This is a genomic window from Lentzea albida, assembly GCF_900111005.1.
GTDB classification, from domain to species: Bacteria; Actinomycetota; Actinomycetes; order Mycobacteriales; family Pseudonocardiaceae; genus Lentzea; species Lentzea albida.
The window spans coordinates 217,532-234,123 of sequence record NZ_FOFV01000011.1; the positions used below are offsets into that span (position 1 = coordinate 217,532).

The window sequence follows — 16,592 nt, forward strand, 5'->3', positions numbered from 1 at the left end:
AGTTAGGGTGGCGGCATGACAACGGTGATCACCGGGGGAAGCCGGGGCATCGGTGCCGCGACCGCCCGCAGGCTCGTGCGCGACGGCCACCGCGTCGTGATCGGCTACCGCCAGGCCGAGGACGAGGCGCGGCTGCTCGAGAAGGAACTCGGGGTGCTCGCCGTGCGCGCCGACACCACCGACGAGGACGACGTGGCGCGCTTGTTCGACGCGGCGGGCGAGGACGTCACCGGCGTGGTCAACAACGCCGGCGTCACCTCCCCGGTCGGGCCGCTCGCCCAGCTGCGCACCGAGCACCTGCGCCGCGTGGTCGACGTCAACGTCGTCGGCGCGTTCTTCGTCGCGCGGGAGGCGGCGCGGCGGATGACCCGCGGGTCGATCGTGAACGTGTCGTCGGGGGCGGCGACGCTGGGCAGCCCGGGGGAGTACGTGCACTACGCCGCCACCAAGGCCGCCGTGGACGCGTTGACGATCGGCCTGGCCAAGGAGCTCGCGCCGAGCGGGATCCGGGTCAACTGCGTGCAGCCCGGCACCGTGCGCACCGACATCCACCGGCTCTCCGGTGTGCCCGACCGCCCCGACCGCGTCGCCTCCCGCATCCCGCTCGGACGTCCCGGCGAGGCCGGCGAGATCGCGAACGCCATCGCGTGGCTGCTCTCCGACGAGGCCTCGTACACGACGGGCGCGATCCTGCGGGTCGCGGGCGGCATGTGACCGCGCGCGAGGCCTTTCGCCTCTGCGGCGGGCCTCCGGCCTGCCCGTAGGCTTCTCCGTCATGTCCGCGCCCACGCTCACCGACTTCGTGCTCGCCCACACGACGCTGACGCCCGTGCCGCTGGTGCCGGAGGTGTCGCTGCACAGCGCGGCCGAGGCGATGGACCTGTGGGAGCTCACCCGCCACGACCAGCCGCCGTTCTGGGCGTTCCCGTGGGCGGGCGGCCAGGCCCTGGCACGGCACCTGCTCGACCACGCGGGCCTGGTGCGCGACAAGAAGGTGTTCGACCTGGCGTCCGGCTCCGGTCTCGTCGCGATCGCCGCCGCGCTGGCCGGCGCCGACTCGGTGACGGCCAACGACATCGACCCGCTCGCCCTGACCGCCGTGGGGCTCAACGCCGCGGCCAACGGCGTCACCGTCGCCACGCTCGGCGGCGACCAGCTCGACAGCGACGCCCACGGCGCCGACGTCGTGCTGGCGGGAGACGTGTTCTACGACGGCGAGATCACCGCGCTCGTGCTGCCGTTCCTGGCCAGGGCCGCCGCACGGGGCGCGCTGGTGCTGCTCGGCGACCCCGACCGCGCGCACCTGCCGCCCGGCCGGTTCACGGCGCTGGCCCGCTACGAGGTGCCGGTGCCGTTGACGCTGGAGAGCACCGAGACCCGCGGCGCCACGGTCTGGCGCGCCTAGCTCCGCGGCACACTTCTAGCCGAGGCGTTCCACCACGAACGCCGTCAGGAACCCCGCCGTCGTGCACAGTCCCGTGTAGAGGTGGGCGCGGTCGAACGCCTCGGGGATCATCGTGTCCGCGACCATCGCCAGGATCGCCCCCGCCGCCACCGCCGTGATCACGGCGACGAGCTGCGGCGAGGCGCCGTCGAGCAGCAGGTTGCCCAGTGCGGCCGACACCCCGCTCGCCACCGCGATCACACCCCACACCCCGAACACGTACCTCGGCCCGCGCCCCGCCTGTTTCATGCCCGCCACGCTGGAGAGCCCCTCCGGCACGTTCGAGATGACCACCGCCGCGAGCATCGCCACGCCGACGCCGCCACCACCGAGCAACGACACGCCCAGCACCACCGACTCCGGCACGCCGTCGAGCAGCGCGCCGACCGCGATCGCCGTGCCGCTGCCGGCCTGCTCGGACTCCGTCGGCTGATCGGTGCTGCGCTTGCGGTGCCGCGCGCCGTACCGGGCGAGCAGGACGTTGGCCAGCACGTACGCCACCGCCCCGCCCAGGAACCCGGCCGCGGTCGGGAGCAGGCCACCGGTCCTCTCCGCCTCGTCCACCAGCTCGAACGACGCCGCCGCGATCAGCACCCCGGCACCGAACGCCATCACCACGGCGACCACGTCCCGCGGCACCCGCACGAACCAGGCGACGAGCGCCCCCACCACGAGCGCGCCGCCGCCCGCCAGTCCCCAGACACCCGCTTCGACCCACTGTGGCATGCCCCCGGATGACCTGGATCTTGCCCACGTACACCTCACCGCGGCTCACCACCGCGCGTTGGGGACAGGAACTGTCCTAAAGTGTGGGTCCATGTTGGAGACCTCGGCCCGGCTGCTGCGCCTGCTCGCCCTGCTGCAGTCCCGCCGCGACTGGCAGGGCAGCGAACTCGCCGACGAACTGCAGATCAGCCCCCGCACCGTCCGCCGCGACGTCGACCGGCTGCGCGAGCTCGGCTACCCGGTCAACGCCACCACCGGCACGTTCGGCGGCTACCGCCTCGGCGCCGGAGCCGAACTCCCACCCCTGCTCCTCGACGACAACGAGGCCGTCGCCGTCGCCGCGGCCCTGCGCACCAACGCCGTCACCGGCCTCGAAGAGGTCTCCCTGAGGGCGCTGCTCAAGCTCGAACAGGTCCTGCCCTCCCGGCTGCGCCACCGCGTCTCCGCCCTCGAACAGGTCGAGTCCGTGCCCCGCGACACCCCGGCACCGGCCCTGGACCCCGAACTCCTCTCGACCCTCGCCGCCGCCTGCCGCGACAGCGACACCCTCCGCTTCGACTACAGCTCCCACGACGGCGTCCCCACCCGCCGCCGCGTCGAACCCCACCGCCTCGTCAACTGGGGCCGCCGCTGGTACCTCGTCGCCTGGGACGCCGACAAGCAGGACTGGCGCAGCTTCCGCGTCGACCGCATCACCCCGCCCCAGCCCCCGCACGGCCCCCGCTTCACCCCACGGGACTTCGACGCCACCACCTACGTCGCCGCACGCGCCAGCCAGGCCGCCTGGCGCGTGCAGGCCCGCGTCCTAGTCCACGCGCCGGCCGACGTCGTCGCCGCCCGCATCAACGCCTCCATCGGCACCGTCGAAGCCGTCGACGACAGCACCTGCGTCTTCGTGACCGGCTCCGACTCCGTCGAGACCCTCGCCGTCTGGGTGGGCATGCTCGGCCTCGACTTCGAGGTCACCTCACCACCCGAGCTCGTGGCACACGTTCGCTCTCTTGCGGCCCGCTACGCCCGAGCCGTACAAGACTGAGCATGGCCATCACCGGACGGGACATCGAGCGCCTGCTCTACACCGACACGCCCGACCCGATCCTGGTCGTGCACAACGGCTCGCCGGAGATCGTGGCGGCCGCGGAGCTGGGACGGCGGCCCGGTGCCGTCGTGGTGTGCTCGCGCAGCGAGTTGTTGCGGCGGGTGGGGGAGAGGGACCTGACCGAGGGGGAGCTGGCGGCACTGGCCGTGGAGCTCACCACTTCAACTGGACGCCCAGAGTCTCCGCCGCCCGCCTGGCCCGCGTGAGCAGATCAGGCCGCAGCCCCGCAACGGAAAGCCCGCTCAGGTAGAACGTGAGCAAGGCCCTGTCACCCCCGCGTTCGTGGAACCGCAGCAGCCCTTCCACCACGACCCCGATGTCGTCGATGACATCCGGCAACCCGAAAAGCCGCACAAGCTCGGTGTCGTTCCCTCCGGTGCCCAGCCGCAGGTAGAACTCACGCCTGAACACCTCGCCGCCCCCGTCGGCCTCGTGCAGCCGCTGGAGCGCGGGCAGGCACTTGTCCACCGGTGTGGCCATCAGGGCGACCAGCGCCGCCGTCACCTGGATACCGTGCTCGGACGCCAGTGGCGTCACCGCGTCCCGCAACGTCATGGCGACCTCGTCCAAGGTCACGTACGGCTCCGCCATCAGCAACCACTCCGCCTGAAGCTCGCGTTCGCGGCGGTTCAGGCACACGGAGAAGTGCCGCTCGGCGTCCCGCTCCACCCACAGCCACAGCACCACGCCCGCCCACTCGTTCGACGGCAGCCGCGACTTCCAGAACAGCGTCAGCCGCCGCCAGTCGTCCACCTCCAGCGCGAGCTCGTCGGAGTAGCACTTCCCGCGCAGCACCAACGCCAGCACGACCAGGTTCAGCGAGTACTTCGCGTCCCGCACCGAGTCGGTCAGCAGGTGCGGCAGGTAGGTGCCGCGCGAGGTTCGCGACCGGTCCCTCCAGTAGAGCTGCTGCGCCACGAGTGCGAACAACCCGTCCCGGTCGGAGCCGGCCGCCAACTCCTTCAGGAAGTCCAGCACCGGCTTGCTCGACGTCAGCGCGGCGAACGACAGCACCGAGTACAGCTCGGTGTCGTCGGTCATGACCTTGCGCTTGGGACGTGCCTCGTCCATCCGCCGCAGCTCGGTCAGCCGGTTCCACACGAACCGCGCCACCAGGTACTCGCCGAACGTCGCGTGCAGGAACTCGTAGGTGCGCAGCGTGGTCCGGTCCTCGCGGATGGACTCCGTGCGCTGCACGAAGAAGAAGCGCCCGAGCACCGTCTCACCGGCCGACAGGGGAGTGCGCGTCCCCTTCATCCGCTGCGGGGAGTCGACGCCGAGCAACTGCGCCAGGTCCGCGGTCACGTCGTGCTCGGCGACCCACTGCACGCCCCGGTTGAACATCGCCAGTGCCACCACCGACAGCCGGTCCAGCTCGAACTCGACGTCCTCCGCCAGGTCGGCCCCGGACCGGTCCGCCGCGGTCTTGGTGACCTCGCGTTCGGCGAACCTCGCCAGCAGCCGTCCGTACAGCTGGGCGCGGCTCAGCCGCAGGTGGTCGCGCTGGAACGTGCTGTCCACCGCGTCGTACAACGCCAGCATCAACAGCAGCAGCGGCTGTGAGGCGAGGTCGGGGTAGCGCAGCACGGTCTCGGCGGGCAGGGGGCGGTTGGCGGCGTTCCACACATCGAGCCAGGCGCGCACCTGGCCGTCGTCGAACGGCATCAGCCGCACCACGTGCGTGTCCCCGGGCAGCTCCAGCCCCGCGCACACGCTCATCCGGCTCGTCACCACGAACACAGCCGGCCTGCCCATGTCCTCCAGCCGCTGCTGGAAGGCCGCGATCGTCGTCAGGTAGCGGGTCTGGTTCACCCCGGTCGCCTGCAGCAGCTCGTCGAACCCGTCCAGCGCCACCACCGGCAGCGCACCGCCCGTGGTGCGGCAGAACTCCGCCCAGCTCACCTGCTCGTGCAGCAACGTGCGCAGGCCGTGCTCGATCTGCTCCTCCAGGGTGCAGCCGGCCGGGGCGCACCGCAGTTCCACCCGCACCACGGCGAAGTCCGACGCGGGCAACCGCGCCGCCAGCATCTCCGTGAACACCGACTTGCCCGACCCCGGATCACCCAGCACCAGCAGGGGAGCGGACACCGCCCGCGGTGACGTCAGGTGACCCGCGAGGTAGGCGTACAGGTCGTCACGGACCGGCACGTCGTCCCACGCCGCCAGCAACGACGGCGCCCACGCCCGGTCGACATCGGCCACGACCTGGAACCGCGGATCCACGTACGCCTCGGCCAGCGCCGGAATCCGAACGTCGCCCGGCACCTCGGCCGGCTTCACCAGCGGACGCCGCAACGCACCCCGGTACACCCCCGCCAGCTCCGTGAGCCGCACGTCCGGCGTCAGGTCCGTGGTGGTGTCGCGCAGGACGTCCTCCAGTCGCGCCAGCGCCTTGCGCGTCGCACGGCCGTCCTCGACCGCGACCCAGAACCGGATCTCGGGGTACTCGGCGGCGAACTGCCCCAGCAGCTCCCGGTACCGCTCCGCCGCCCGCTTCGCCGTGCGGCCGAGGGCCGCGCGCAGGCGCTCCTGCCCGGTGTCGTCCAGCGCGTCCCACGAAGCCAGACCTGTCACACCGCGAAGCAGGTGGTCGGCGAGATCCCCGTACAGACGGCTCAGAAGGGCCAGGTTCTCCTCGTGCGAACGGTCCACCGACGGCAGCGGCAGCTCCAACTCCCACGGGTTGTACGAGGCGACCAGCTCGCGGTCCTGCGGGGTCAGTTTCACCGCGAACCGCTGCTCCTCGTAGGCCTCGAAGAACGCCGTCATCACCAGGACCGCGTGCGCGGCGTGCAGCTGCTGCGTACGCGTGTGACGGCTGACGCCCCGGCGCCTCGCCGAGAGCTTGGTGAGCAGGTCGTTGCTCAGGCGGACGAAGTCCGGCTTGGCGTCGAACAGGTCCAGCACGGTCCACAGGCCCAGCGACCCCGCGAGCAACGCGCCGCCCAGGAGTTTGTCCATCGCGGCGATCACCGGGTGCTCACGACCGCCGAGGATCGTGACCGCCTCGTTGTAGCTGTAGGTCCTCCGCACCCGGAATGTCTACCGGACCTCCGGCTCGGCCAGCCCGGGAACAACACCATCAGACCAGCCACCCCCGCGAAACGGATAGTCCATCCGCATGTGTGCTAGCGTCAGCCACAACAAGTGGATGAGCTATCCGAATTGAGGAGTGGCATGACCCCCACAGCAGTCATCACCGCCGGCACCGGCGGCATCGGACTCCACACCGCCCTCGCACTCGCCGAAACCGGCTACGCCGTCACCGTCGTCGGCCGCAACCCCGAACGCGGCGCCAACGCCGTCCACGCCATCAACACCAGGGGAGGGGAGACCGCCCGCTTCCTGCAGGCCGACCTCTCCTCACTCGACGAAGTACGCACCCTCGGCGCCCGCATCGCAGCCGAAGGAGAACTCACCGTCCTCGTCAACAACGTCGGCGCCATGTTCGCCGACCACACCCACATCAACGGCGTCGAAGGCTCCTTCCTCGTCAACCACCTCTCGCCCTACCTGCTCACCGAAACACTGCTCCCCGTCATCACCGGCCGCGTCGTCAACGTGACCTCCAAAGCCGTCGTCGTGGCCAAGACGAACTTCCACGAAGTCGAACCACCCGGCGACTACTACTCCTTCCACTGGTACGGACGCGCCAAGCTCGCGAACCTCGCCTACACCCTCGACCTCGCCCACCGGCAGACCACCGTCCCCGTCCTCGCCGCCGACCCCGGCGCCGCCGCCACCGACATGACCAACGGCACCCTCACCGACCCCAAGGTCGTCTCACCCGCCCTGCGACTCGCCTGGCCGTTCGTCCGCCGCACCTTCGAACGATCCACCTCCGGCCCCGCCTCCCTCGCCGCCCGCTCCTCGATCCGCGCCGCCACCGACGCCACCCTCACCACCGGCACCGTCCTCGGACCCGACACCACCCCCGTCACACCCCACCACGCCGCCCGAGACCCCCGCGTCCAACAAGCCGTACGCCGCCACAGCGAGAGGCACGCACCACTCCACCGCATTCCGGATGGCGTATCCAATTAAGCTGGACACCATGACGCCGCAGCGAAAGGACGCCGCCCGCAACTGGGAGCACATCCTCACCGTCGCCCGCGAACTCGTCGACGAAGGCACCCCGCTGCAGCTCAACGACGTCGCCCGCCGCGCAGGCCTCGGCGTCGGCACCGTCTACCGCCACTTCCCGACCCCCGAAGCACTCCTCGAGACCGTCGCCACCCCCTGCCTCGAGACCCTCGCCGCCCAAGGCGAACAAGCACTCACCCACGACGACCCCTGGACCGCCTTCGCCGACTGCCTCACCCGCCTCGTCGAAGGCCAGGTCACCGACCCCGCACTCGCCAAGGTCGCCGCCTCCGCACAGGACGTCCTGCCCCGCACCGCCGAACTCAAGCAGCAGATCCTCGCCACCGGCGCCAAACTCCTCGACCGCGCCCGCGCGGCCGGAGCCATCCACCCCGACATCGACAACGCCGACCTCGTCCCCCTCATGTGCGGCATCTCCTACGCCACCTACGTCCACAGCACCGACACCGACGACCGGCTCGCCGCCGCCCGCCGCTACGTCGACACCCTGCTCCGAGGCCTACGCGCCTGAACGCAGGCCTACGCGCCACAACGCGGGGGACCGGCCGCCACGAACGCCCGCAACTCCTCCCACCCCCGCGCGCCCCCGTCGGTCAACATCCACGTCACACCCGCGGCCTCGTACTCCGCCACCTCCACCGGCAACACCGGCCCACCCCACAGCACGACATCACCGTCCTCGGGCCCGCCCGACGCCACGAAGTCCGCCTTCAACCGCGCCGCGTCAGCAGGGGAGAGCACGACCAACCCCTCCGGCCCGAACGTCGCCGGCACCACCCCCGCCGCGTGCTCCGCCGCACGGAACGGCACCGACCGCGGCCACGCACCCCCCCCACCCAGACCGGCACCTCCACCGGCGCGAACCGCACCCCCGACACCTCGAACACCGAACCCCGGTGCTCCACCTCCACACCCGACAACAACGCCCGCACCAGACCCACCCCCTCCGACATCGCCTCCGCACGCGACACCCGCTCGCCGAAGGGGAGAAGTCCTGCGGCACCCCCGCACCCACCCCCAGCACCAGCCGCCCACCCGACAACCGCTGCAGCGTCGACGCCTCCAACGCCACCTTCCACGGACGCCGACGCCCCAACGACGTCACCAACGGCCCCAGCCGCACCCTCGACGTCCGCGCCGCCACCGCCCCCAACGTCACCCACACATCCGCCACCACCGGCTCACCCGGCACCACCACGTGGTCCCACAGGAAGAACCCGTCCCACCCCGCCGCCTCCGCCTCCACGGCGAGCGACACCAGCACGGACGGATCACCGAACGACGGACCGAAACCGGGCACGTAGATCGCGTATCGCATGCACCGAGTGTCGCAACCACCCCCGACAAGATCATTCACAAGCGTCTGACCAGCTGAAACAGGGGAGCGGGGGAGTCAGCGACCTACGCCCGTCGCGCCGTCCAGCTGCTCCCGCAAGATGTCCGCGTGCCCCGCGTGCCGCGCCGTCTCCGTCACCACGTGCACCAGGACGTTGAACAACATCACGTCCGGACGCGGCCACCACGGCACATGACCAGGCGAATCCACCGCAAGCGAAGAGATCGTCACGTCCGAATGCGCCCACGCGCGCCGATAACGAGCAACGATGTCCCCACGCGACTCCGACTCGTCCGCCCGCATGTCCGAGCCCCGCGCCGCCAAGTCGTCCCACCGCGGCATCGGCTCGGGAAACGGCCGCCCGAACACCTCCCCGAAATACCGGGACTCCGTCAGCGTCAGGTGCTTCACCAATCCCAGCAGGTTCGTCCCGGACGCCACCAGCGGGCGTCGCACCTCGGCCTCGGACAACCCCTCGAGCTTCCACACCAGCACCTCGCGCAACTCACGCAGATCGCCGTGCAGGTACGTCTTCGCGAAATCATCGATCATGACCGCAGAGCATGACAGCGCGGCCACACCGACCTCTAACGCCACGGTGACGAAAGACGGAGAGGGACAGCGGCGAACAGGGGCGCCGTACCGCGGCCGGCCACGAACGCGCCGCTGGCAAACGCCAGGAGAATCCGTCTGGACGAACCGCCGCGCGACGCGGCACGGCCGACGGCTGTCACGCAAGGGCCGCGGGGGGCGTCGAGCGGCGCTGGGAGAGTCCCGTCAGCGGGCCGGATCAACGTTACTTGACATAATGTAGATTATCGGCGAAACGGCGACCTGCGAAGATCGCTTCGGAAGGGGCCGAAAACGCCGTGTTGGCGCGTCTGCAAGCCGCACCGGCGGGCAGGCCGGCCCGCTTGCAGACGCCCACAACATCAGATCCACGGCGATGCCGGAGCGCGGTCGACATCGACGTGTCGTCAGTGAGGACGTACGTGGCGGGGCGCCATTACGCTCACGATCCCCGACAAGTGACGCCACCTGGTCCAGCAGCTTCGTCCGGCCGTCAGCAACCCGGCGAAACGGACATTTCATGCATAATCGCCATTATCCAGCACGGAACACGGGATTGTCGGTGCTGTGCGGTACAAGATCCATATGCACGTGCTCGCCGCCCAGGACGCCTTCTTCCTCGCCCGCCGGACTCGCAAGGACTCGCCGCACACCACGGCCGCCTACCAGCGAGATCTCGCCGGCGTGAACACACTCCTGGCCGAGACGCTCTCCTCCCCCGTCGAGGACCTGACGATCGGGCACCTCACCGGGGCGAACCTGCGTCAGGCTTTCGGGTTGTTCGCGGACACCCACGCCAAGAGTTCGGTGCTGCGGGCCTGGTCCACCTGGAACCAGTTCCTGACGTTCTGCGTGGCCGAGGACCTGATCGCGGGCAACCCGATGGGCGCGGTCGCCCGCCCGAAGACTCCTCCCCTGGTCCCCAAGCCGCTGCGCGGTGAGGACACGCCCGAGCAGCTGCTCACGGCCGCGGCGGAGGGTGCGCGCAAGGGGCGTGACCCGTGGCCGGAGCGGGACGTGCTGGTGATCGCGCTGGGGCTGGTCGCGGGGCTGCGGAGTGCGGAGATGCGGACGCTGACGTTGTCGAGCATCGTCGGACGGGAGGGTGACAGCCGGTTGCACGTGAAGGGCAAGGGCAACCGGGATCGGAGCGTGCCGATCGAGCCGCCGATGGAGCGGATCGTGCAGGCGTACCTGAAGAGTTGCCGGCAGCGGTTCCCGCAGGGCCGGTTCGACCGGGACTCGGCGTTGCTGAGGGACCGGCACGGTGAGCCGATCGGGCGGGGTGGGCTGGAGTACCTGGTGAAGTCGTGTTTCCGGTGGGCGGGGTTGCACGACCGGGTGCCGACGGGGGCGAACCTGCACGCGTTGCGGCACACGTTCGCGACGCGGCTGGCGGAGGACGGGGCGTCGGCGAGCGAGATCATGGCGTTGCTGGGGCACGCGAGTCTGGCGACGAGTCAGAACTACATCGAGGCGACGGCGCGGGAGCGGCGGGCGGCGGTGGCGAGCAACAGGACGTATCGGGCGCTCAAGGACATCTAGTGGTGCTCCACTGTGGTGCGGGACGCTCGGTGGCAGGACGAATGCCGGGGGTCGCTCAGTTGCCGGATCGTTAGGCCACTCGGGTGACCTGAGAGTGCGAAAACCGCATTTCAGGGGTACCCAATGAGAATGAGATCCGTGTGGCGTGGGGCCATCTCCTTCGGGTTGGTGACGATCGCCGTGCGCCTCTACACGGCTGTCGAGGAGCACGACTTCCGTTTCAACCAGGTGCACCGGGCGGATGGCGGGCGCATCAAGTACAAGCGCGTGTGTTCGGTGTGCGGTGAAGAGGTGGAGTACGGCGACATCACCAAGGGCTACGAGTTGGACGACGGCCGGATGGTGATCATGGAGAACGAGGACTTCGAGAAGTTGCCGGTGAAGACCGACAAGTCGATCGACGTCCTGGAGTTCGTGCCGGCGGAGGAGATCGATCCGATCTACTTCCAGAAGACGTATTACCTGGAGCCGGACAAGGCGGCGGCGCGTCCGTACGTGTTGTTGCGGGATGCGCTGGTGAAGACGGGTCAGCTGGCGGTCGTGAAGATCACGATCCGGCAGAAGGAGACGCTGGCGACGATCCGGGCGCGGGATGACGTGCTGGTGATGCACACGATGTTGTGGCCGGACGAGATCCGGAAGGCGGAGTTCGACTTCCTGGACCAGGACGTCGAGGTGCGGCCGCAGGAGTTGAAGATGGCGACGTCGTTGGTGGAGTCGATGGCGGGCGACTTCGATCCGGACACGTTCACCGATGACTACCGGGACGCCCTGGAGAAGGTGATCGCGGCGAAGGCGGAGGGTGCGGAGTTGCCCGAGCAGCCGGAGGCCGAGGACAAGGGTGACGTCATCGATCTGATGACGGCGCTGGAGCGCAGTGTGGAGAAGGCGAAGGCCGGTCGGAAGGGCGCGGAGAAGAAGGCGGCGCCGAAGAAGAAGGCATCGTCGGCGTAGATGGCCGGGCTCGACGAGTACCGGCGCAAGCGGGATCCGGCGAGGACGCCGGAGCCCGTGCCGAGTCCTGGGGATCTCCCGCGGGGTGACGACGACACGTTCGTGATCCAGGAGCACCACGCGAGCAGCCTGCACTGGGACGTGCGGTTGGAGCGTGGTGGTGTGCTGGTGTCGTGGGCGGTGCCGAAGGGTTTGCCGCCGACGACTGATGTCGTGCGTCTCGCGGTGCACACGGAGGACCATCCGCTGGAGTACGCGGAGTTCTCCGGTGAGATCCCGAAGGGTGAGTACGGCGGCGGGGAGATGTTCATCTGGGACCGCGGCCGGTACGAGACGGTGAAGTGGTCGGACCGCGAGGTCGACGTGGTGTTGCACGGGCGGCGTGCGCGGGGTCAGTTCGTGTTCTTCCGGTCGGGGCGGGACGGGAAGAACTGGATGGTGAAGCGGCGGCACGCGCCGGCGCGTCCGGACTGGGAGGCGTTGCCGGAGCTGGTGAAGCCGATGCTGGCGGTGCCGGGTCCTCTCCCCCAGGACGATGATGATCTGTGGGCTTATGAGTTCAAGTGGGACGGTGTGCGGGCGGTCCTGCGGGTGGAGGGTGGCCGGGTGCAGGCGTGGTCGCGTCTGGGCAACGACATCACGGTCGCGTACCCGGAGTTGCAGGGTGTCGGTGAGCAGCTGGGGTCGACGGAGGCTCTGCTGGACGGGGAGATCGTGGCGCTGCAGAACGGGCGGCCGAGTTTCAGCGCGTTGCAGAACCGGATGCACGTGACGAAGTCGGAGGCGGCGCGCAGGGCTGCGCGTCAGTATCCGGTGACGTTGTTGTTGTTCGACCTGTTGCACCTGGATGGCACGTCGACGATGGCGCTGCCTTTCCGGCAGCGTCGTGAGCTGTTGCGGGAGCTCGAGCTGAGGGGGCCGAACTGGCTGACTCCCCCGTCCTACGACGAGGACGGGGCGGCGGTGTTGTCGGCGAGCCGGGAGCAGGGGTTGGAGGGTGTGGTCGCGAAGCGGCTGGATTCGCCTTATCAGCCGGGGGCGCGGTCGCCGGTGTGGCGCAAGATCACCGATCTGATGGCGCAGGAGGTGGTGATCGGGGGCTGGCGGATGGGTGAAGGCAAGCGTGCGGGGGTGATCGGCGCGTTGTTGCTGGGTATTCCGCAGGACGGCGGGCTGGCGTTCGCGGGGTCGGTGGGCACGGGGTTCAACGACGCGGAGCTGGCGGTGCTGACGCCGCGGTTGGAGGCGTTGGCGCGGGCGAGGTCGCCGTTCGTGACGGAGATGCCGCGGGAGCGGTCGAAGGGCGCGAAGTGGGTCGAGCCGGAGTTGGTGGCCGAGGTGGTGTTCCGGCAGTGGACGCCGGACGGGCGGATGCGGTTTCCGGCGTGGCGTGGTTTGCGGCCGGACAAGTCGCCTGAGGAGGTGCGCCGGGTTGAGCAGTGACACCCCGAAAGAAGTGGCGGTGCGGGTCGAGGGCCGGACGGTGAAGCTGACGAACCTGGAGAAGGTGTTGTATCCGGGGTTCGGGTTCACCAAGGGTGAGGTGATCGACTACTACACGCGGATCGCTCCGGTGCTGCTCCCCCACCTCAAGGACCGTCCGGTGACGTTGAAGCGCTTTCCGAACGGTGTGGACGGGAAGTGGTTCTTCGAGAAGAACGCGCCGGAGCACCGTCCGGAGTGGGTGCGGACGATGCGGCTGGAGTCGCCGGGCAGCACCAAGGGCAACGAGACGGTCAACTACGTGATGGTGGACGAGTTGGCGACGTTGGTGTGGCTTGCGAACCTGGCGGCGTTGGAGTTGCACGTGCCGCAGTGGACGGTGGGGCCGCGTGGGGGCAAGCGGGATCCGGATCTGCTGGTGTTCGACCTGGATCCGGGGGCGCCGGCGACGGTGGTGGAGTGTGCGCGGGTGGCGGAGTTGATCCGGGTGGTGCTGGACGACGACGGGGTGGACTGCTGGGCGAAGACGTCGGGGAACAAGGGGATGCAGGTGTACGCGTACGCGCCGGCGAAGGACACGTCGGAGTACGCGAAGGCGGTGGCGCAGCGGTTGGCGCGGGAGCAGCCGGGGTTGATCGTGTCGACGATGGCGAAGGCGCAGCGCACGGGGAAGGTGTTCATCGACTGGTCGCAGAACAACACGGCGAAGACGACGGTGGCGCCGTACTCGTTGCGGGCTCGGGAGCGGCCGGCGGTGTCGACGCCGGTGACGTGGGACGAGGTCGAGGAGTGCGAGGTCGTGGAGGACCTGGTGTTCACGGCGGACGAGGTGCTGGAGCGGGTCGAGAGCGCGGGTGACCTGTTCGGGAGTTGATATTCTGGCCGACTGCCTACCAGGGGGTCTGCTGTGAACATCGAGCTCGCCGAGTACGACGACGCGTGGCCGGGTCTGTACGAGAGGGAACGGGCGCGCGTTCTGGAAGCGTTGCCGGGTGCGGTGCTGGAGCACGTGGGGTCGACGTCGGTGCCGGTGTTGTGTGCGAAGCCGGTGGTGGATCTGCTGCTGGTGGTGGACGAGCCGCTGGTCGAGGGGTCGTACGTGCCGGCGTTGGAGGCCGCGGGGTACCGGGTGGTGGTGCGGGAGGACGACTGGCACGAGCACCGGGTTCTCAAGGGTCCGGACACGAACGTGAACCTGCACGTGTTCCCGCGTGGGTGTGCGCAGGTGCGCAGGCATGTGATCTTCCGGGACTGGTTGCGTTCCAGCGATGAGGACCGGGAGTTGTACGCGTCGGCGAAGCGGGAGTTGGCGGCGCGGGAGTGGGATCGGGTGCAGGACTACGCGGTGGCGAAGAACGGTGTGGTGCTGGAGATCCTGGAGCGGGCGTATTCGGCGTGGCGGTTGCCGTCGGACGACGTGGAGTTCGTGACGGACGACCCGCCGCACAACGCGCCGGTGGTGCTGGCGGAGTACGACGCGGCGTGGCCCGATTTGTACGCGGTGGAGGCGGCGAAGATCCGGGGTGCGCTGGGTTCGGGGATCGTGCGGCTGGAGCACGTGGGGTCGACGTCGGTGCCGGGGCTGGCCGCCAAGCCGCTGATCGACATCTTGCTGGTGGTGCCGGACTCCAACGACGAGGACGCCTATGTGCCGGCATTGGTGGAGGCGGGTTATTACCTGCGGTTGCGGGAGCACGGCTGGTACGAGCACCGGTTGCTCAAGGGCGTGTCGCCGAAGGTGAACCTGCACGTCTTCTCCCCCAGGTGTGAGGAGGTGGACCGGATGCTGGCGTTCCGCGACCGGCTGCGGGCCCACGACGCCGATCGGCGGGAGTACGAGCGGACGAAGCGGGAGCTGGCGGGGCGGACGTGGGCGCGGGTGCAGGACTACGCCGATGCCAAGACGCGGGTGGTGGAGCGGATCATCCTGCGGGCGCTGGGCTGAACCGGCGGCGGTAGTCGGACGGGGTGAGGCCGGTCTGGCGGCGCATCAGCGCGCGGAGGTTGGCGGCGGTGCCGAGGCCGGTGCGGCGGGCGACGACGTCGAAGCGCCTCTCCCCCAGTTCGATGAGCCGGCAGGCCAGGGTGACGCGTTCGCCGGTGAGCCACGCGAGGGGTGTGGTGCCGAGTTGGTGCTGGAAGCGGCGGTGCAGGGTCGCGGGGCTCACGGCGGCGCGGGTGGCGAGGTCTGCGACGGTGAGGGGTGTGTCGAGGTGTTGTTGTGCCCAGGCGAGGACGGGGGCGAGTGACTCGTCGCGCAGGTCGGGTACGGGGCGTTCGACGAACTGGCGCTGGCCGCCGTCGCGGTGGGCGGCGAAGACGAGGCGGCGGCTGACGGAGGCGGCGATCTCGGCGCCGTGGTCGCGGCGGACGAGGTGCAGGCCGAGGTCGAGGGCGGCGGCGCTGCCGGCGGAGGTGAGGATGTCGCGGTCGTCGACGAACAGGACGTCGGGTTCGAGGAGCACCTGGGGGAAGCGGGTGCGGAACTCGTCGGCCCACTGCCAGTGGGCGGTGGCGCGGCGGCCGTCGAGGACGCCTGCCTCGGCGAGGGTGAAGGCGCCGCTGCAGAACCCGACGAGTCTCGCTCCACGTCGGTGGGCTGCGCGGATGGCGTCGAGAACCTCGGGGCGGCGGGGTGTCTCGACGTTGGGGCGGTTGGGGACGATGAGGGTGTCGGCGTGTTCGGTGGCGTGCAGGCCGGTGACCGCGGTGAGGGTGAAGAAGCCGTCGCGCATGGGCGTTGCGGGTTCGGGGGCGCAGAGGCGGAAGTCGTAGAGGTGGCCGCCGAGTTCGGGGCGGTGCAGGCCGAAGACCTCGGTGGCGCAGCCGAGTTCGAACGGGTTGGAGTTCTCGTCGACGATCACGACCACGCGGTGCGAGGATTCTTGCGGCATGTGCGATTCCTAGCACTCACGCCGGGGCGGTGCGACCCGCGAGGCTTCCGGGCATGAACCCGATCGCCCTGGACGACGCCCTGGCCTCGTTCGACGCCCTGTGGAGCCCTCGGATCGTCACCCACGTCAACGACTACGACGTGCGGGTGTCGAAGGTGGAGGGCGAGTACGTGTGGCACGTGCACGACGACACCGACGAGTTCTTCCTCGTGCTGGACGGTGAGCTGCACATCGCGCTGCGGGACCCGGACCGCACGGTGGTGCTCGGCAGGGGCGATGTGTTCACCGTGCCGCGCGGGATGTTCCACAAGCCGTCGGCGCCGCACGGCGCGAAGCTGCTGCTGTTCGAGCCCACGGGGACGCTGACCGTGGGTGATCGGCACGACGAGATCCCGGCGCACGTGGACGCGACGACCGGGCACGCGTTGTGACGCTGGGGAGGTAGCGCGGGCCTCCCCAGCGTCACTGTGCGCTGAT

At 69.9% G+C, this 16,592-nt stretch carries 18 protein-coding genes; 12 read left to right on the plus strand and 6 right to left on the minus strand.

Annotated elements, in window-relative coordinates:
* Nucleotides 1-15 precede the first annotated feature (15 nt).
* Together BMY74_RS26485 and BMY74_RS26490 are read left to right on the plus strand one after the other, a co-directional pair.
* Nucleotides 16-714, plus strand: coding sequence for an SDR family NAD(P)-dependent oxidoreductase (locus tag BMY74_RS26485; RefSeq protein ID WP_089920688.1), 699 nt, complete (start codon nucleotides 16-18; stop codon nucleotides 712-714).
* Between the two features lie 61 nt (nucleotides 715-775).
* The gene (locus tag BMY74_RS26490) at nucleotides 776-1,405 is read left to right on the plus strand and encodes a class I SAM-dependent methyltransferase (protein WP_089920691.1); all 630 of its coding nucleotides are present in this window, start codon (nucleotides 776-778) and stop codon (nucleotides 1,403-1,405) included.
* Nucleotides 1,406-1,420: 15 nt separating this feature from the next.
* On the opposite strand, the gene BMY74_RS26495 is transcribed toward BMY74_RS26490, so the two are convergent.
* Complete coding sequence (locus BMY74_RS26495; RefSeq protein WP_089920693.1) at nucleotides 1,421-2,170, minus strand: ZIP family metal transporter; 750 nt, start codon at nucleotides 2,168-2,170, stop codon at nucleotides 1,421-1,423.
* 91 nt (nucleotides 2,171-2,261) lie between these two features.
* Between BMY74_RS26495 and BMY74_RS26500 the strand changes: the two genes are divergently transcribed.
* Together BMY74_RS26500 and BMY74_RS44335 are read left to right on the plus strand one after the other, a co-directional pair.
* The gene (locus BMY74_RS26500; RefSeq protein ID WP_089920695.1) at nucleotides 2,262-3,206 is read left to right on the plus strand and encodes a helix-turn-helix transcriptional regulator; all 945 of its coding nucleotides are present in this window, start codon (nucleotides 2,262-2,264) and stop codon (nucleotides 3,204-3,206) included.
* Nucleotides 3,207-3,208: 2 nt separating this feature from the next.
* Nucleotides 3,209-3,475 (plus strand): hypothetical protein, encoded by a 267-nt coding sequence (locus tag BMY74_RS44335; RefSeq protein ID WP_143091715.1) that lies wholly within the window; start codon nucleotides 3,209-3,211, stop codon nucleotides 3,473-3,475.
* On the opposite strand, the gene BMY74_RS26510 is transcribed toward BMY74_RS44335, so the two are convergent.
* On the minus strand, nucleotides 3,423-6,302 hold the full coding sequence (locus tag BMY74_RS26510) for an NACHT domain-containing protein (RefSeq protein ID WP_089920699.1): 2,880 nt from the start codon (nucleotides 6,300-6,302) through the stop codon (nucleotides 3,423-3,425). The two genes, BMY74_RS44335 and BMY74_RS26510, sit on opposite strands and share 53 nt — an antisense overlap.
* A gap of 144 nt (nucleotides 6,303-6,446) precedes the next feature.
* On the opposite strand from BMY74_RS26510, the gene BMY74_RS26515 reads away from it, so the two are divergent.
* Entirely contained in the window at nucleotides 6,447-7,313 is an 867-nt protein-coding gene (locus tag BMY74_RS26515; protein ID WP_089920701.1) for an SDR family NAD(P)-dependent oxidoreductase, read from the plus strand.
* A 10-nt stretch (nucleotides 7,314-7,323) separates the two neighbouring features.
* A complete protein-coding gene (locus tag BMY74_RS26520; protein WP_089920703.1) occupies nucleotides 7,324-7,884 on the plus strand; it encodes a TetR/AcrR family transcriptional regulator in 561 nt (186 codons plus the stop codon).
* Between the two features lie 8 nt (nucleotides 7,885-7,892).
* On the opposite strand, the gene BMY74_RS26525 is transcribed toward BMY74_RS26520, so the two are convergent.
* The 3 genes from BMY74_RS26525 to BMY74_RS26535 form a co-directional block, all read right to left on the minus strand.
* The gene (locus BMY74_RS26525; protein WP_177229911.1) at nucleotides 7,893-8,183 is read right to left on the minus strand and encodes a hypothetical protein; all 291 of its coding nucleotides are present in this window, start codon (nucleotides 8,181-8,183) and stop codon (nucleotides 7,893-7,895) included.
* Complete coding sequence (locus BMY74_RS47025; protein ID WP_089920707.1) at nucleotides 8,098-8,691, minus strand: LLM class flavin-dependent oxidoreductase; 594 nt, start codon at nucleotides 8,689-8,691, stop codon at nucleotides 8,098-8,100. Before BMY74_RS47025 ends, BMY74_RS26525 begins: the two co-directional genes overlap by 86 nt.
* Nucleotides 8,692-8,766: 75 nt before the next feature.
* The gene (locus BMY74_RS26535) at nucleotides 8,767-9,261 is read right to left on the minus strand and encodes a DinB family protein (protein WP_089920929.1); all 495 of its coding nucleotides are present in this window, start codon (nucleotides 9,259-9,261) and stop codon (nucleotides 8,767-8,769) included.
* A gap of 585 nt (nucleotides 9,262-9,846) precedes the next feature.
* On the opposite strand from BMY74_RS26535, the gene BMY74_RS26540 reads away from it, so the two are divergent.
* From BMY74_RS26540 to BMY74_RS46295, 5 genes are all read left to right on the plus strand, one after another.
* A complete protein-coding gene (locus BMY74_RS26540) occupies nucleotides 9,847-10,824 on the plus strand; it encodes a tyrosine-type recombinase/integrase (RefSeq protein WP_089920709.1) in 978 nt (325 codons plus the stop codon).
* A gap of 129 nt (nucleotides 10,825-10,953) precedes the next feature.
* Nucleotides 10,954-11,778: a non-homologous end joining protein Ku gene (gene ku, locus BMY74_RS26545; protein ID WP_089920711.1), complete on the plus strand. Its 825-nt coding sequence runs from the start codon at nucleotides 10,954-10,956 to the stop codon at nucleotides 11,776-11,778.
* Nucleotides 11,779-13,221, plus strand: a complete 1,443-nt coding sequence (ligD, locus tag BMY74_RS26550; RefSeq protein WP_089920713.1) for a non-homologous end-joining DNA ligase — start codon at nucleotides 11,779-11,781, stop codon at nucleotides 13,219-13,221.
* Complete coding sequence (gene ligD, locus BMY74_RS26555) at nucleotides 13,211-14,095, plus strand: non-homologous end-joining DNA ligase (protein WP_089920715.1); 885 nt, start codon at nucleotides 13,211-13,213, stop codon at nucleotides 14,093-14,095. Before ligD (BMY74_RS26550) ends, ligD (BMY74_RS26555) begins: the two co-directional genes overlap by 11 nt.
* Nucleotides 14,096-14,128: 33 nt before the next feature.
* Nucleotides 14,129-15,166 (plus strand): GrpB family protein, encoded by a 1,038-nt coding sequence (locus tag BMY74_RS46295; RefSeq protein ID WP_245786375.1) that lies wholly within the window; start codon nucleotides 14,129-14,131, stop codon nucleotides 15,164-15,166.
* Here the strand turns inward: BMY74_RS46295 and BMY74_RS26565 are convergent.
* Nucleotides 15,144-16,115, minus strand: a complete 972-nt coding sequence (locus BMY74_RS26565; RefSeq protein ID WP_089920716.1) for a GlxA family transcriptional regulator — start codon at nucleotides 16,113-16,115, stop codon at nucleotides 15,144-15,146. The two genes, BMY74_RS46295 and BMY74_RS26565, sit on opposite strands and share 23 nt — an antisense overlap.
* Before the next feature lie 53 nt (nucleotides 16,116-16,168).
* Here BMY74_RS26565 and BMY74_RS26570 point away from each other — a divergent pair, with 53 nt between their 5' ends.
* Nucleotides 16,169-16,546: a cupin domain-containing protein gene (locus BMY74_RS26570; protein WP_089920718.1), complete on the plus strand. Its 378-nt coding sequence runs from the start codon at nucleotides 16,169-16,171 to the stop codon at nucleotides 16,544-16,546.
* The last annotated feature ends 46 nt before the right edge of the window (nucleotides 16,547-16,592 follow it).

Bases quoted from the DNA above. Each gene is read 5' to 3' on its own strand.
- BMY74_RS26485 (WP_089920688.1), top strand. From the start codon at position 16: ATGACAACGGTGATCACCGGGGGAAGCCGGGGCATCGGTGCCGCGACC.
- BMY74_RS26490 (WP_089920691.1), top strand. From the start codon at position 776: ATGTCCGCGCCCACGCTCACCGACTTCGTGCTCGCCCACACGACGCTG.
- BMY74_RS26495 (WP_089920693.1), bottom strand. From the start codon at position 2,170: ATGCCACAGTGGGTCGAAGCGGGTGTCTGGGGACTGGCGGGCGGCGGC.
- BMY74_RS26500 (WP_089920695.1), top strand. From the start codon at position 2,262: ATGTTGGAGACCTCGGCCCGGCTGCTGCGCCTGCTCGCCCTGCTGCAG.
- BMY74_RS44335 (WP_143091715.1), top strand. From the start codon at position 3,209: ATGGCCATCACCGGACGGGACATCGAGCGCCTGCTCTACACCGACACG.
- BMY74_RS26515 (WP_089920701.1), top strand. From the start codon at position 6,447: ATGACCCCCACAGCAGTCATCACCGCCGGCACCGGCGGCATCGGACTC.
- BMY74_RS26520 (WP_089920703.1), top strand. From the start codon at position 7,324: ATGACGCCGCAGCGAAAGGACGCCGCCCGCAACTGGGAGCACATCCTC.
- BMY74_RS47025 (WP_089920707.1), bottom strand. From the start codon at position 8,691: ATGCGATACGCGATCTACGTGCCCGGTTTCGGTCCGTCGTTCGGTGAT.
- BMY74_RS26535 (WP_089920929.1), bottom strand. From the start codon at position 9,261: ATGATCGATGATTTCGCGAAGACGTACCTGCACGGCGATCTGCGTGAG.
- ku (WP_089920711.1), top strand. From the start codon at position 10,954: ATGAGATCCGTGTGGCGTGGGGCCATCTCCTTCGGGTTGGTGACGATC.
- ligD (WP_089920713.1), top strand. From the start codon at position 11,779: ATGGCCGGGCTCGACGAGTACCGGCGCAAGCGGGATCCGGCGAGGACG.
- BMY74_RS26565 (WP_089920716.1), bottom strand. From the start codon at position 16,115: ATGCCGCAAGAATCCTCGCACCGCGTGGTCGTGATCGTCGACGAGAAC.
- BMY74_RS26570 (WP_089920718.1), top strand. From the start codon at position 16,169: ATGAACCCGATCGCCCTGGACGACGCCCTGGCCTCGTTCGACGCCCTG.